This window comes from Chromobacterium haemolyticum, assembly GCF_002081825.1.
GTDB classification, from domain to species: domain Bacteria; phylum Pseudomonadota; class Gammaproteobacteria; order Burkholderiales; family Chromobacteriaceae; genus Chromobacterium; species Chromobacterium fluminis.
In genome coordinates this window covers 1-15,131 of sequence record NZ_MUKU01000002.1, presented here as the reverse complement: position 1 = coordinate 15,131, position 15,131 = coordinate 1, and the positions used below count along the sequence as shown (strand labels likewise).

At 62.7% G+C, this 15,131-nt stretch carries 11 protein-coding genes and 3 rRNA genes; 5 read left to right on the top strand and 9 right to left on the bottom strand.

The annotated features are described in order from the left end of the window. The first annotated feature begins 177 nt into the window (after positions 1-177). The gene (locus B0T39_RS01300) at positions 178-1,002 is read left to right on the top strand and encodes a hypothetical protein (RefSeq protein WP_081544457.1); all 825 of its coding nucleotides are present in this window, start codon (positions 178-180) and stop codon (positions 1,000-1,002) included. 284 nt (positions 1,003-1,286) lie between these two features. Then, positions 1,287-1,721 carry a hypothetical protein gene (locus B0T39_RS01295; protein ID WP_081544456.1) on the top strand — a complete coding sequence of 145 codons (435 nt, stop codon included), beginning with the start codon at positions 1,287-1,289 and terminating at the stop codon, positions 1,719-1,721. A 99-nt stretch (positions 1,722-1,820) separates the two neighbouring features. On the opposite strand, the gene B0T39_RS01290 is transcribed toward B0T39_RS01295, so the two are convergent. The 4 genes from B0T39_RS01290 to B0T39_RS01275 form a co-directional block, all read right to left on the bottom strand. Continuing rightward, positions 1,821-3,194 (bottom strand): efflux transporter outer membrane subunit, encoded by a 1,374-nt coding sequence (locus B0T39_RS01290; protein WP_176219457.1) that lies wholly within the window; start codon positions 3,192-3,194, stop codon positions 1,821-1,823. Between the two features lie 4 nt (positions 3,195-3,198). Next, entirely contained in the window at positions 3,199-5,136 is a 1,938-nt protein-coding gene (gene macB / locus B0T39_RS01285) for a macrolide ABC transporter ATP-binding protein/permease MacB (protein ID WP_081544454.1), read from the bottom strand. Next, positions 5,133-6,329, bottom strand: a complete 1,197-nt coding sequence (macA, locus tag B0T39_RS01280; RefSeq protein WP_019101225.1) for a macrolide transporter subunit MacA — start codon at positions 6,327-6,329, stop codon at positions 5,133-5,135. The genes macB and macA overlap by 4 nt, the downstream gene beginning before the upstream one ends. A gap of 152 nt (positions 6,330-6,481) precedes the next feature. Next, positions 6,482-6,856, bottom strand: a complete 375-nt coding sequence (locus B0T39_RS01275; RefSeq protein WP_039754639.1) for a cysteine-rich CWC family protein — start codon at positions 6,854-6,856, stop codon at positions 6,482-6,484. A 178-nt stretch (positions 6,857-7,034) separates the two neighbouring features. Here B0T39_RS01275 and B0T39_RS01270 point away from each other — a divergent pair, with 178 nt between their 5' ends. Beyond that, positions 7,035-8,183, top strand: coding sequence for a branched-chain amino acid ABC transporter substrate-binding protein (locus B0T39_RS01270; RefSeq protein ID WP_019101227.1), 1,149 nt, complete (start codon positions 7,035-7,037; stop codon positions 8,181-8,183). A gap of 158 nt (positions 8,184-8,341) precedes the next feature. After that, on the top strand, positions 8,342-8,602 hold the full coding sequence (locus tag B0T39_RS01265; protein ID WP_019101228.1) for a GlsB/YeaQ/YmgE family stress response membrane protein: 261 nt from the start codon (positions 8,342-8,344) through the stop codon (positions 8,600-8,602). Between the two features lie 59 nt (positions 8,603-8,661). Here B0T39_RS01265 and B0T39_RS01260 read toward each other — a convergent pair whose 3' ends face one another. Together B0T39_RS01260 and putA are read right to left on the bottom strand one after the other, a co-directional pair. Then, entirely contained in the window at positions 8,662-9,885 is a 1,224-nt protein-coding gene (locus tag B0T39_RS01260) for a branched-chain amino acid ABC transporter substrate-binding protein (RefSeq protein WP_081544453.1), read from the bottom strand. 390 nt (positions 9,886-10,275) lie between these two features. Next, a complete protein-coding gene (putA, locus tag B0T39_RS01255; RefSeq protein WP_081544452.1) occupies positions 10,276-13,881 on the bottom strand; it encodes a trifunctional transcriptional regulator/proline dehydrogenase/L-glutamate gamma-semialdehyde dehydrogenase in 3,606 nt (1,201 codons plus the stop codon). Between the two features lie 307 nt (positions 13,882-14,188). Here putA and B0T39_RS01250 point away from each other — a divergent pair, with 307 nt between their 5' ends. Beyond that, positions 14,189-14,542: a DsrE/DsrF/TusD sulfur relay family protein gene (locus B0T39_RS01250; RefSeq protein ID WP_081544451.1), complete on the top strand. Its 354-nt coding sequence runs from the start codon at positions 14,189-14,191 to the stop codon at positions 14,540-14,542. Positions 14,543-14,604: 62 nt separating this feature from the next. On the opposite strand, the gene rrf (B0T39_RS01245) is transcribed toward B0T39_RS01250, so the two are convergent. The 3 genes from rrf (B0T39_RS01245) to B0T39_RS01235 all read right to left on the bottom strand — a co-directional run. Further along, positions 14,605-14,719: ribosomal RNA gene (rrf, locus tag B0T39_RS01245) — 5S ribosomal RNA — on the bottom strand. A 71-nt stretch (positions 14,720-14,790) separates the two neighbouring features. Beyond that, a 5S ribosomal RNA gene (gene rrf, locus B0T39_RS01240) occupies positions 14,791-14,905 on the bottom strand. A 122-nt stretch (positions 14,906-15,027) separates the two neighbouring features. Further along, a 23S ribosomal RNA gene (locus B0T39_RS01235) occupies positions 15,028-15,131 on the bottom strand; the annotation flags it as partial.

Genomic DNA, 15,131 nt, shown 5'->3' with positions numbered 1-15,131 from the left:
TTGGGCGCCATTTGCCCTCATGCCGAATGTCATGCGAGCAAGGATTCCCCAAGCCGTCTAGATTGGTACAATAAGCGGCCCGTGACGCCCGCCCGCGACGGTCGTCCGCCTGATCACAAGCCCAGCGCCTGATTACTATCGCAAACAGGCCCCCAGAACACCCAGCATAGGCAGCAGATGACCAGTCCGAACCAGGCCGCCAATCCGGCGCCGACAGCCGAAGAACCGGTGCTCCGCGCCCCGGAAAACGAAAACACCCTGGCCACGCTGGCCATTCCGCTGGGCGAGACCATTCTGACGCTGACCGCCAACGGCACGCCCATTTACGGCATCTTGCAACGCAGCCGGGCCATGACCGAGCAATCCGACTTCTTCCGGCTGCAGTTTCGCGGCTACGCCCGCGCCGATGGCCACCGCTGGCAGCTGTTCGAGGGCGAGGACAGCCATTTCCAGGCGGCCCACAACTGCGCCTGGGTGCGGGTGGACCGGCCCAGCCGCACCGTCACCTTCGGCCCCAAAAGCGGGGTGATGGCCAGCCCCGGCTTTGTCGGCACCGGTTTGGACGCTTTCCTGTTCGCCAGCGTTATCGCCTGGGCCAAGGGCATTTGCCCGGATCACGCCATCAGCCCCGGCATGATCGCCATGAGCCAGACCTCGTCGGAAGAAGAGCGGCTGCAACGCAACGCCTTTTACGCCAGCCAGGGCTTTGAATTTGAATGGCAGGACGCCAACCAGCGTTCCGCGCTCTACTTCAAGGACAAGGTCAACAAGCTGCTGGGGGTATGGAATAAGGAACTGATCACCGAGGTGGGCGGCGAGGCGATGCTGCAATCGCTGGCGCGGCAGGACGAAACCCGCGCCGAGCTGGAACAGCGGCTGGAAAAGCTGGAAAGCGTGCATGACAACCTGAAGCGGGCGCTGCAAAAAGAACGCACCACCGCCCAGATCCTGACCGGGGTGCTGATCCTGTTCGCGATCTGCGGACTGTGGGCAGTGATCTAGCGCCACCCTGCCTTGACCCTCCCCGCCCCGTCGGCGACAATCCCCAGGCGCCGTTCTCATTAACGGCGCCGGGATTGGCGTCCCGCCCTGTACACAACGGACTCGCACCTCATCTGGGTGCGGTCCTGCTTTACCATGGCTATGCCACTTGGCAGGTGCATGGTGGGAGAGTGTCATGCACTCGCCGGTTTGTGTACACGGTAACGCCAATCCTGCCACGCGCCTGCCCAATACCTCGCTTTTCAGGCAGGCGGTTTATCTTGTGTCACAGCAGGAGAAACGGCATGTCCCCTATCCTACCCCGCCGCCGCCGCTACAAGCTGGCCGCCATAGAACAGCAGGAAACCCTGCTCCCCTTCGTCCGCTACATCCCGGAGCGTGACTATCCACATTACTGGCAGATGCCGGAAGCCGACGATGACTTCGACGCCATGTGCGCCTACGGCCGAGAATGCGCGGCTCATCTGCTGCAATGGCTGAAGGATAATCGTTATTACGTGGGCTACGGCCTGCTAAGCCGGGTGGCGCGAGACATCGACTTCAACGCGCGTGAGCAGCGCGGCTACTGGATTGGCTTTTTCAATTATCTGGAGCAGATGCTGTTCTTGGGCGCGCAGCAGGTAAAAGTTTACCGCCACGTGGACAGCCTGCATCAGATGCATGCCGGCAAGAGCAGGCGCAGGCAGTTAGAGGAACGCTTCGGCCGCTTCGGTCTCTAGCGCGGCGGGCGGCGATTCCGCCTCCGGACGGAGCCCGCCTGTATTCCATACGCAGGCGGAGCCTTGCTTGGGTTCCGCCTCGCCTCCCGGCGAGGCGCTTCAGGCGCTTGGCGCGCCGCCCAACACCTTGTAAACATCCGCCAGGTTTTTCAACTGCTCCTGACGCAGCCGGATCAGCGCGGACTCGCTGCCGCGCCGCGCCTTGGCCGCGTCCAGCCAGGTTTGCACGTCAACTGCCCCGGCGCGGTAGCGGCTTTCCGCCAGTTGTTCACTGCGCCGGTTCAAGGCCAGCGCGTCGGCTTGCAAGCGAGCGGAGCCTTGCAGCCGCTGACGCGTGCTCAGCGCGTTGTCCACCTCCTGATAAGCGCCGTACAAGGTCTTGCGGAAACTGACGGTTTCCAGCTCGTAATCGGCCTGGCTGCTCTTCAGTTGCAGGCCTAGCTTGCGCCACTCCAGGAAGGGCAAGGACAGGGAAGCGCCCAGCGCCAGCAGCGGGTTTTGCACCAGGCTGCTCAGCGCGCCGCTGCTGGAACCCAGCGAACCAGTCAGCTTCAGCGCCGGGAAGAAGGCGGCGCGCTCCTGATCCACCTTGGCCAGCTTGCCGCGCAAGCGCGCCTCCGCCGCCATCAGGTCCGGTCGGCGTTCCAGCAGGCGGCTGGGCAGGCCGGCGTCTATCGCCGGCAAAGCCGGCTCCAGCGACAGCGCGGCGATAGGCGGCAGCGCCGCGCCGGACGGGTGGTCCAGCAACAGCGCCAAAGCGTTTTCCTTTTGCCCGCGCTCGTCGGCCAGCCCCAATAAGTCCGCCTGTTGACTCAGCACCGCGCTGCGCGCCTGGGTGACGTCCTGTTCGCTCGTCGCGCCGGCGCGCCATTTGGCTTCCGCCAGCGCCTGGATGCGGCGCAGGTCCGCCAGATCCGCCTGCCCCAGCGTCTGCCGCGCCTTCAGCGCGGCGATGTCCCAGTACAGGCCGGCGGCGGCGCTGTCCGACAACAGGCGGGCGGCGGCTTCGTCATAGGCGCTGGCGCGGAACTCCTGATCCGCCGCGCGCAAGCGCGCGTCCACCCGCCCCCATAGGTCCAGTTCATAACTGGTGCTCAAGCTGCCGCCGCTGCTGCGGCTCCAGACCGAGGATTCGCCCAGCGTGCGCTTGGCACCGGCATTGAGCTCACCGCTCAAGGAGGGCAAGGCGTCGCTGCGCTCCAAGCCTGCCGCCAGCTGCGCCTTGCGCAGTTTGAGCAGAGCAATGCTCAAATCCGGATTGCGGCTGCGCGCCTGCTCCAGCACCGCCAGCAAGCCGGCGTCGCCAAAGCCTTGCCACCAGCGCTCGCGGCTCATGTCCGCCTGGGTTTGGGTCGGGGCCCCGCGCCATTGCGCCGGTGCTTCCAGCGCCTGGCGCTGATACGGCGTGCTCTGGCAGCCGGCCAGCAACAGGGCCAGGCCCAAAACAGTGAGATTGGATTTCCAAAGCTTCAAACACTTACTCCCGCGCCAAGGCGTCGATCGGATTCAAACGCGCCGCGCTGCGCGCCGGCAGATAGCCGAACACCACTCCGATAGCGGTGGAGCACGCCACTGCCATCACGATGGCCTTCAGCGACAGGGCCATTTTCCACTTGCTGACCAAGAGCGCAAACACAAAGCTGATGCCGTAGGACAGGCCGATGCCTATGGCCCCGCCCACCAGGCAGACCAGCACCGCCTCGGTCAGGAATTGCTGCAACACGTCGGACTGACGCGCGCCCACCGCCATGCGGATGCCGATTTCACGGGTGCGCTCGGTCACCGACACCAGCATGATGTTCATCACGCCGATGCCGCCCACCACCAGCGAAATCACCGCGATCAGGGTCAGCAGCAGGGCCAGGGTGCGACTGGTGTTTTCCACCGTCTTCAGCACTTCGTCCATGTTGTAAGTGAAGAAGTCCTTGCTGCCGTGGCGCAGAGTCAGCAGATGGCTGAGCGCCTTCTCCGCCAGCGCGGTGGGCTGGCCTTCCTTGATGCGCACCACCATGTAGTCGAAATAGGCTTGCCCAAACAATCGGCTGCCGGCAGTGCTGTAGGGCATCCACATTTGCAGCGATTTGCCGCCGTAACCGTTTTCCTTGGTTTCCACCACGCCGATGACGGTGGCGGGCACGCTGCCCACCAGCACCACCTGGCCGATGGCTTCCGCGTCGGCGAACAGCTTACGGCGAGTGTTGTTGTCTATCACCACCACTTGGCGCTGCATGCGCACATCGTCGCGGCTGAAGCCAAGGCCGGCGGCCATTTTCATGCCGCGCACACGGAAGAACGCGCTGTCCACGCCGGACACCGAGGCGTTGACGTCCACATTGCGGTAACGGATGCGCAGGCTGTTGGTGGTGACCGGCGACACGCTGTCAACATAGGGTTCCTCGCTCAGCGCGGCCAGATCGCCGGGCAGGAAGGTACGCACGCCGTCGGCCTTGTCGTCGCCCCAGTCCTTGCCACGGTACACGGTGATGGTGTTGGTGCCGATGGAGCGGATGTCGTTCAGCACGTAATTGCGCGCGCCCTCGCCCACCGCGATGATGGATACCACCGAGGTGATGCCGATGATGATGCCCAGCATGGTGAGCACGGTGCGCAAGCGGTTGGCCAGCATGGCAAGCATGGCCATCTTGAAGGCTTCGCTCATGCGCTCGCGCCAGGCTGGCCCGGGCTTGGGCCGCCGCGGCTCGCGCACGTCCGCCGCAGGGCGCGGCGCGTCGGCTGCGCTGTCGCGCAGGATCTCGCCGTCGCGGATTTCGATGATGCGCTCGGTCTGCGCGGCGATGGACGGATCGTGGGTGACGATGATGATGGTATGACCGGCGGCGTGCAGCTCCTTGAGGATGTTCATCACTTCCTCGCCGCTATGGCTGTCCAGCGCGCCGGTGGGTTCGTCGGCCAGGATGATGTCGCCACCGTTCATCAACGCCCGCGCGATGGACACCCGCTGCTGCTGACCACCGGACAGCTGACCCGGACGGTAGTCTTCCTTGCCGGCCAGGCCCAGCCGCTCCAGCAACTGGCGCGCGCGCTCGCGCCGCGCTTCCTGGCTCATGCCGGCGTACACCGCCGGCATCGCCACATTGTCGATGGCGCTCAAATGCGGCAACAGGTGGTAGCGCTGGAAGATGAAGCCGAAGTGCTCTCGCCGCAGCGTGGCCAGCTGGTCCTTGTCCAGCGCGCCCACGTCGCGCCCGCCCACCTGGTAGCGACCGGCCGACGGCTGGTCCAGGCAGCCCAGGATGTTCATCAGCGTGGACTTGCCGGAACCGGAGGCGCCGATGATGGCCACCATCTCGCCGGCGCGGATATCCAGGCTGACCTCCTTGAGCACCGCCACCTCCTCATCCCCGGACGGAAACCGGCGCCACACTCCAGACAGCGTCAGGCTGGCTCCGCTCATGCGCTCACCATCACGCCACCGCTGGGTTCTTCTTCCTTGCCGCCAGCTTCGCTGGTCACCACTTTCTCGCCGGCTTTCAAGCCGTCCAGGACCTGCACTCGGGTGGTGGTCTTCAGGCCGATGCGCACCTGCCGCTCATGCAGCTGGCCGTCCTTGCCCTGCACCTTGACGCTGTAACGACCATCCTTGCCGGCCGCGCCCAAAGCGCTCAGCGGAATGCTCAAGGCCTGCTTGGATTCCGCCAGCACGATGCTGATCTGCGCGGTCATGTCCACGCGCAGCTTGCCGTCAACGTTCTTCACGTCGAACAAGGCCTTGTAGAAGTTGGCGTTGTTGATTTTTTCCGGCGTGGGGAGAATCGCGCGCAGCTTGCCGCGGATAGGCCGATCCGGTGCGCCCAGCACGGTGAAATACACCGGTAGCCCGGCCTTGACGCGGATCACGTCGGCCTCGGCCACCTGGGCATGCACCGTCATCGTGCTCAAGTCCGCCAGTTTCAGGATCACCGGCACCGTCTGGCTGGCGATCACGGTCTGGCCCTGCTGGGTAACGATTTCGATCACCTCGCCGTCCATAGGCGCGGTAATGCGTGTATAGCCCAGCGTGGTGCGATTCTTGTCGATCTGGAAGCGGTTCTGGCGAATCTGCGCCTGCAGGTCGTCCAGTTCCGCCATCTGGGTCTGGTAGGCGGTTTCCGCCGTCAGCAGGTCTTTTTGCGAGGTAGAGCCTTCGCCCATCATCTGCTTCTGGCGCGCCAGTTCACGCTCGGCCTGGCGCAGCGTGGCCTGCTTACTGCGCAGCTGGGCTACGCGAGACTCCAATTGAGCCTCGGAAGCCTTCAGGTCGTTGAGGCTGTTCTCTGGGTCGATCTCGGCCAACAGTTCGCCCTTGCTGACGTGGTCGCCCGCCGCCACGTTCAGCGTTTTCAGCTGCCCGCTGGCCTGGGCGCCCACATCCACCTGTCGCAGCGGTTTCAACACACCACTGGCCAGCACCACGTCTTCCAGGTCGGCGCGGGTGACTTCCGCGGTCAGCACCTGAGGCGCCGGCTTGGGCGCCAGCCACAGCCAAAGCCCCCAGCCGGCCAGCGCCAAAACCGCGGCCAGCGCGATGCCGTTGCGCCATGGCCTCCGGCCTAGGCCGATGCGGCCTCGACCTCGCAACGATCCAATCAAATACAGAGGCAACAACAACTTACGAATCCAACGCTTCCAAAGTGTCATGTGGTTAGGAGCCGAACCGGAAAGGAGGAAAACATTTTAGGACCGCGGACGATGGGCTTTGGTTGCACCCCGCGGCGATAATACGCAATTGGCATTGTTGCGTGTTCGCGCTTGCCTAAGCGCTACAAGGGCGGCGTCAGCCCGCGCGCCAAATAGCTTTCCCGCAGATGACCGCGCAAACACTCCGGGCACAGACAGTCGCCGTGACCGTAAGGCAGCGGCAGCACCTGCGGCAGATCCGCGCACCAGCAAGCGCCGTTGGCGCCGCCTTCTCCGCAGCGAAACGCCGCGCCGCAACGCTCGCAGCGTTTGTCCTTTACCTTGGGCCGCAAGGCGATCAGCCGCTGCCACACCGCGCGCTTTTGCTCGTCGTCAAAGCCGGACCAACCGGCGATTTCATCCAAGGTGCGCTGGCAACCCAGGCAATAGGCGCCGCCCTCGTCTAGACGGCAAAGGCCGACACAGGGCGAGGCGGGAGCTGGATACCCCTTCGTCATCAAAAATCCATATTATGTCGCGAAATCAGTTCGCCATTTTAGCGCAAAGCCGCCGCCGGCACGCCGCCGGGGTTGACGCTAATCCGTTTATGCACCAAAAATGGGCCACCGCCTTATTTCTGAGGCGAATATCCAAATAGACAAAGCTAAATAGACAAAGAGAAATCAGGAGAAACTCATGAAAACGCATCTTAGCCTCATCGCCTGCGCCGCGCTGGCCCTGACCGCCTGCGGCAAATCCGAACAAAGCGCCGGCAGCGCGCCGGCCGAGGCCGGCTCCGTCGTGGTTAAAATCGGCTCCGCCAACCCGCTGACCGGGCCTTTCGCCCACTGGGGCCGCGACGCGGACAACGGCGTCAAGCTGGCGGTGGCGGAAGCCAATGCCGAAAAGCTGACTCTGGACGGCAAGCCGGTCACTTTCGAAGTGGTGTCCGAGGATGACCAGGCTGACCCTAAAACCGCCGCCCAGGTGGCGCAACGCCTGGTGGACGGCAAGGTGGCGGGCATCATCGGCCACCTCACCTCCGGCGCCGCCATTCCCGCTTCGCGCATTTACTCCCAGGCCGGCATTCCGATGATCGCCGCCTCGGTCACCAGCCCCAGCTTCACCCAGCAGGGCTTCAAGAACACCTTCCGCATCATCGCCAACGACCGCCAGCAGGGCGAAGCGCTGGCCAAGTACGCGATCGAGACGCTGAAAGCCGGCCGCATTGCCATCGTCGACGACCGCACCACTTACGGCCAGGGCTTGGCCGACGATTTCGCCAAGGCGGTGGAAGCGGCCGGCGGCAAGGTGGTCAAGCGCGAGTTCACCAGCAACAGCGCCACCGACTTCATGGCAATCCTCACCTCGATCAAAGGACAGAAGCCGGACCTTCTGTTCTACGGCGGTATGGACGCGCAGGCCGCGCCCATGGTCAAGCAGATGAACAAGCTGGGTCTGAAAGCCGCCTTCATGGGCGCGGACGGCATTAATACGCCGGAGTTTTCCAAGTTGGGCGGCGACAGCGCGGAAAGCAGCTACGCCTCCAGCGCCGGTGCGCAAAAAGACAAGATGCCGGGCTTCGCCGACTTCAACGGCAAGTACAAACAGCAATTCAACGCCGACATCCAGGCCTACGCGCCCTATACCTACGACGCCGCGCGGGTGATGATCGCCGCGATGAAGCGCGCCGGCTCAGCCGATCCAGCCAAGTACCTGGGCGAACTCCCCAAAACCGACTTCAAGGGCGTAACCGGCGAGATCCGTTTCGACGACAAGGGCGACATTCAGCACGGCACCGTGTCGCTGTATCAATTACGCAAAGGGCAGTGGGTTGGCCTGTAAGCCTTGCACGGCTTAAACCGCGCCCCGCTCCGCACCCCGGCCCTGGCCGGGGTTTTTCTTGATCTCTTGCGATTTTTCTGACAGCGCAAAAAAAACCTAGCGCCATATTAAATAAATAGCTATAACTATTTCTTCACAAACTAACATAAGGAGAGGATATGGGCCTGCTTATTTCCCTGATAGCCGGCGGTCTGATCGGCTGGCTCGCCGGCAAGGTCATGGGTGTCAGCGAAGGCGTCATCGCCAATATCGTCATCGGCATCATCGGTTCAGCGCTTGGCCATTGGCTGTTCGGCCGGTTACTGGGCATCGCCTCCGCTTCTGCGGCCGGCTCCTTCTCGCTGCCCGGTCTGGCCTTCGGTATTGCCGGCGCCGCCATCCTTATTTTTTTGCTGAAGAAGATCGGCCTCTTGCGTTGAACGGACAAAGAAAAAGGCGACGCTGAAAGCGTCGCCTTGTTGCTTAGTGCCTCACTGGCTTATTTGGCCGCGGAAGCGTCCTTGGAAGCAGCGCCCCCTCCCACGGTTTCCAGCACTTTCCACTCGCCATTCACCACCTTGTAGACGGTGATACCGCCGTCTTTCAGGTCGCCCTTGGCATCGTAGGTCCAGCTGCTGGAGGTCACACCGGAATGCGCGATCTTGGCCAGCACCGGCAGATAGACTTTGGGATCGGTGGAATTGGCGTCTTTCATTGCCTGGATCAAGGCGCGAGTGGCGTCGTAACCATACGGCGAGTAAGTGGCCACGTCCATCTTGAAACGCGCCTTGTAGCGGCTTTCGTAGTCCTTGCCCTTGGGCATCTGGTCCAGCGGCAGGCCCGCCAGCGAAGCGATGGTGCCGTCGGCTTCCTTGCCAGCCAGTTGCAGGAAGGTCGGAGTCTTGGTCATTTCGCCGGAGATCAGCGGCACGGTCAGGCCCAAGCGCTTCATCTGCTTGGCCATCGGCGCGGATTGCGCGTCGGCGCCGCCGTAGAACACCACGTCCGGCGCGGCGGCCTTGATCGAGGTCAGGATGGCGGCGAAGTCGGTGGCTTTGTCATTGGTGAATTCGCGCTTGACCACATTGCCGCCGGCGGCCTTGGCGGCTTTCTCGAACTCGTCGGCCAGACCCTGGCCGTAAGCGGTGCGGTCGTCGACGATCACCACTTTCTTGGCGCCCAGCTTTTCCACCACGAACTTACCCATCACCGAGCCTTGCTGAGTGTCGGAAGTCATCGAGCGGAAGGTATTCTTGAAGCCCTGCGCGGTAAAGGCCGGCGAAGTGGCCATCGCGATCATCGGAATGCCGGCGTCTGAGTAAATCTTGGAAGCCGGGATGGACGTGCCGGAGTTGAAGTGGCCGATGATGCCGTTCACTTTCTCGTCTACGAACTTCTGCGCCAGTTGGGTGGCGGTTTTGGGATCGGCCTGGTCGTCCTGGGCTTCCAGTTCAAAGCTCACCGGCTTGCCGCCGATGGTGGGCTTCTCGGCGTTAGCGTCTTCAATCGCCAAAGTCACGCCGTTTTTGTATTCTTCGCCGTAGTGCGCCTGCGGGCCGGTCAGCGGAGCGGCAAAGCCGATCTTGATCACGCTGCCCGCAGCGGCTTCTGCGCCGGCGGAGGCGCCGGCTCCCGGCGCGCCCTCTTCTTTTTTGCCGCATGCGGATAAGGCGACAGCGGCGGCTACGGCCAGGGAAAGAGTCGTCAGTTTGTTTGCTTGCATCATGTTTCCTCTATTTCTCCAGAGATCCCCATCCATCAATCGTCAGGAATGGGAGTTTGCGGAACCTGTGTAATGTTGTTATGTACATCCCGCCCTATCCGCATAGGGAGGCGAGAGCGGCGGCTGGCGGCATTATTTCAAGGCCGCCAGCTTGTGGCAAGTGGCTTCTTGGACAAGCCTCCTGCCGCCCCATGCGCGCCGACGCATGGGAAAATTCGTTTAACACGTGGTTTTGCAAGGCGGGGGGACCGTCGCCGCCGGGATCCGCCTTGCCTTTAGAGCCGCTAACAAAAGCTCGCAGAGAACCTGGGCCAAGGCGCGCCGGCGCAGGCAGTACAAGTGGTACGACAAGGCGGCGCGACGCAGGATCAGGTGTTTGGTTAGCGGGTCTTAGTCTCCGATGCTCATCAGGCTGGCGTTGCCGCCCGCCGCGGTAGTATTCACGCTAACCGCGCGCTCGACCACCAGACGGTGCAGATTGTAATGGCCTTGCGCGTCGGCGCGCAGCAGCGGCACCAAAGCCCCGTCGCGCTCCGCCAACACACGCTGAGCGGCTTCGGCCTCGGCTTCGGAACCGGAGAACAGCACCGCGCCGACATCAGCCGCCAGCAGCACATCGGCGTCCAGCTCCACCAGAGCGCCCAGCTTGGCGGCCAGCCCTCGGCCGGCCTCATTGGTCGGCAGCACCGCGCGGTTGCCGGTGGCGAAGGCCGCCGCCAGTTGTTCCGCCAGCGCCTGTACGGTGGCGGCTTGGCAACCCACCTTCCCGCGAGGCGCGAATTGCAGCGCGTTCCGCTCGCCGGTGGGGCCCGGCAGATTTACCAGGCAGGTCAGCGCACTGTCCTTCCGCGCCGCAGCGATGGCGGACTCCAAGGCTAAGCCCAGGCTGCCGGCAGCAGCGGCTAGCGCGTCCAGCGCCGGCAAGGACAGCGGCAGGGTTGCCGCCGCCAGTTTCGGCTCCCAAGCCGCGCGGCTCAATCGATACAAATAGAACGGGCCGCCGGCCTTGGGGCCGGTGCCGGACTTGCTTTCGCCGCCAAAGGGCTGAACCCCCACCACCGCGCCGACGATGTTGCGGTTGACGTAGACGTTGCCGACCTTGATCTGGCTGACGATGTTGTCGATGGTCTCGTCGATGCGACTATGGATGCCGTGCGTCAGGCCGTAACCGGTGGCATTGATCTCTGCCACCACTTTGCCCAGCTCATTGGCCTCGAAGCGCAACACATGCAATACCGGGCCGAACACTTCCCGCTTCAGTTGCTTGAGATCGGCGATTTCAAACAGGGTGGGCGCCACGAAAGTGCCGTTGGCACAGCTGTCGTCCAGCTTGATCTGGTGAGTGGCGCGGGCGCTGGCCTTCATTTTTTCGATATGAGCCAATAGGCCAGCCTGAGCCTCGGCGTCGATCACCGGGCCGACATCGACATCCAGCTTGGCCGGGTTGCCCACTTTCAACTCATCCATCGCGCCCTTGATCATTGCGATGACTTTGTCGGCGATGTCGTCCTGCAGATAGAGCACGCGCAACGCCGAGCAGCGCTGGCCGGCAGAGTCGAAAGCGGAGCTAAGCACATCGGTGACCACCTGCTCCGGCAACGCCGAGCTATCCACGATCATCGCGTTCTGGCCACCTGTTTCGGCTACCAGAACCGGATCGCCGCCGCGCTTGGCCAGCGTGCGATTGATGATCTGCGCCACTTCGGTGGAACCGGTAAAGATCACCCCCTGGACGCGCGGATCAGCGGTCAGCGCCGCGCCCACCACTTCACCGCGGCCCGGCAACAATTGCAGCGCCGCGCGCGGCACGCCGGCTTCGTGCAACAAGCGCACAGCATGCGCGGCGATCAGGCTGGTCTGCTCCGCCGGCTTGGCCAGCACTGCGTTGCCGGCCGCCAGCGAGGCCACCACCTCGCCGATGAAGATGGCCAGCGGGAAGTTCCACGGGCTGATGCACACCACCGGGCCCAGCGGACGGTGGCTGGCGTTGTCGAATTCGTCTTCGATCTGCGCCGCGTAGTAACGGCAGAAGTCCACAGCCTCGCGCACCTCGGCAATCGCGTTGGCCAGCGTCTTGCCTGCCTCACGAACCGCCAGGCCCATCAACGCCGGCATCTGTTCTTCCATCAGGTCGGCCATCCGTTTCAGGCAGGCGGCGCGCTCGGCCACCGGCGTGGCGGCCCAATCGGTAGCACCCTGCTGTGCCAGGTTCAGCGCGCGCTCCACGTCCGCCGCGCTTGCCTCGATCACGCGGCCAACCAGATCGTCGTGGTCGGCCGGATTGCGCACCGGCTGCACTTCGCCGTCGGTGACGTCGCCGTCGCCCAGCATCGGGAAGGCGCCCCACTGCTGCTTCTCGGACGCTTGCAGGCCCAGTTGCAAGGTGGCCAGCACGTGCTCGCTGGACAAATCCAGGCCCTTGGAGTTTTTGCGTTGCTGCCCATACAACTCCAGCGGCGCCGGAATTTTCTTGTGCGGCTGGCCGCCGTGACGCGCGGCCTCGGCCACAGGGTCCGCCACCAGTTCGTCTATGGATACCGCCTCGTCCACGATGCGGTTGACGAAGGAACTGTTGGCGCCGTTTTCCAGCAGACGGCGCACCAGGTAGGCCAGCAGGGTTTCATGCGACCCCACCGGCGCGTAGATGCGGCAGGCCTTGCCCAGCTTGTCCTGGCCCACCACCTGGTCGTACAGGGTTTCGCCCATGCCATGCAGGCACTGGAATTCGTAATCCTTGCCGGAAGCCAGGTTGAATACCGCGGCCAGGCTGTAGGCGTTGTGGGTGGCGAACTGCGGATAGATCGCGTCCTGCGCGGACAACAGCTTCTTGGCGCAGGCGAGATAAGCCACATCGGTGTAGACCTTGCGGGTATAGACCGGGTAGCCCGGCAAGCCGTCCACCTGGGCGCGCTTGATCTCCGCGTCCCAGTAGGCACCCTTGACTAGACGCACCATGAAACGGTGATGGGTGCGACGCGCCAGATCGATCAGGAAATCAATCACATAGGGACAGCGCTTCTGATAGGCCTGCACCACAATGCCTATGCCCTCGAAGCCGTCCAGGTCCGGATCGTTGGCCAGCGCCTCCACCAGATCCATCGAGATTTCCAGGCGATCCGCTTCCTCGGCGTCGATGTTCAGGCCGATATCGTACTGCTTGGCCAGAAGGAACAGGCCCTTCAGACGCGGCAGCAACTCAGCCATCATTCGTTCGTGCTTGATGCGGCTGTAACGCGGGTGGATGGCCGACAACTTCACCGAGATGCCGGGGCCATCATAAATGCCGCGGCCGGCGGACGCCTTGCCGATAGCGTGGATGGCGGTCACATAGTCTTGTAGATAGCGCTGCGCGTCGGCCTCGGTCATCGCCGCCTCGCCCAGCATGTCGTAACTGAAACGATAGCCGCGCGCCTCGCGGTCACGGCCGTTGGCCAGCGCTTCTTCAATGGTTTCACCAGTGACGAACTGCTTGCCCAGCATGCGCATCGCCATATCCACGCCCTTGCGGATCAGCGGCTCGCCGCCTTTGGCGATCAAACGAGTCATCGCCGCCGACAAACCGTTCGCGCTATGCGAAGCCACCAACTTGCCGGTCACCAGCAAACCCCAAGCCGCGGCGTTGACGAACAAGGACGCGCTATTGCCCAGATGGGCTTTCCAATCGCCGCGCGAAATCTTGTCGCGGATCAGCTTGTCCGCGGTCTCGCGGTCAGGGATGCGCAGCAGCGCTTCAGCCAGACACATCAGGGCAATGCCTTCGGCGCTATCCAAAGAAAACTCATGCATCAAGGCATCCACTCCGCTGGACTTGGTGCGCTCTCGGCGCACCTCCGCCACTAGACGTCGCGCCAGATCCTGAACCGCCTTGACTTCGCCGTCGCTCATCGCCGCCTGCGGCAACAGCGCCTGCACGCACTCGCGCTCGTCGCGGCGATAGGCAGAAGTAATGGCATCCCGCAGCGCCGACTGGCTATGGGCAAATGCGTCGAATTGCATGAATCATCTCCGTGTAGTTTGCAGCACCGGGCTATCTCTTTTCATTAGTGCCCGAAAAATTTGTCTATTGTATACAAATACAAATAGATTGCTGGACAATATGAAGGAAACTTTTCAGCCCACAATCTCATCACAAACAAATTCAACTCGAACAAGTAGTTAGCCCCCTAGACCTCGCCATTGCTACCATCGCACTGTTGCATGCCAACAACTTAGAATCGGCGCCAAGCGCCCATATCGCACATGCCAAGGCCGTAGCAACGTGCCACAATGCCGCCCTAACCCTCTTCATCATAGGCAAACCATCATGCAAACCGTATTGATCACTTTGAACGCCAGCCCCTATGGCGACGAACGCGCGCTCTCGGCGCTGCGCCTAACGCTTACGCTGGCGCAGCAAGCCGAGCGCTGCCGGGTGCAGCTATTCCTGCTGTCCGACGCCGTCGTCACCGCATTGAAAAATCAGAAGACCGCCCAAGCGCCCACCCTGGGAGAAATGCTGACCGAAGCGGTGGAACTGGGCGCGGAGGCGCGCGTCTGCCGCACTTGCGCCGACGCGCGGGGGATTCATGAGGATTTGTTGCTGACGGGAGTCAAGATCGGCACCATGCCGGAGTTGGCCGAGTGGACGCTCGCAGCCGACAAGACGCTCAGTTTCTAAGCGCCTGCCGCAAGGCAAATGCAAAAAGCCCAGACCGTTTGGTCTGGGCTTTTACATTGGGCGCCTGGCAATGTCCTACTTTCACATGGCGAATGCCACACTATCATCGGCGCTAAGGCGTTTCACGGTCCTGTTCGGAATGGGAAGGCGTGGGACCGCCTCGCTAATGTCGCCAGGCATAAACTGTATCGCTTGCCGTTTGGGGAAGCGAAACGCCAAGTCTTGGACTTGGCGTTATCGTATTGGGCGTCTGGCGGTGTCCTACTTTCACATGGCGAATGCCACACTATCATCGGCGCTAAGGCGTTTCACGGTCCTGTTCGGGATGGGAAGGCGTGGGACCACCTCGCTATGGCCACCAGACATAAACTGGTACAAACTTGAAGAAGCCTGGGATGGTTTACACCACCCCGCATATATTCGGTATTCAATTGTGTCGCACAACCACCATCTCGTCACTCGGTTTCCCAAGCCACTCAAATGATAGGATCAAGCCTCACGAGCAATTAGTATCGGTTAGCTTAACGCCTCACAGCGCTTCCACACCCGACCTATCAACGTCCTGGTCTCGAACGACTCTTCAGGAGGG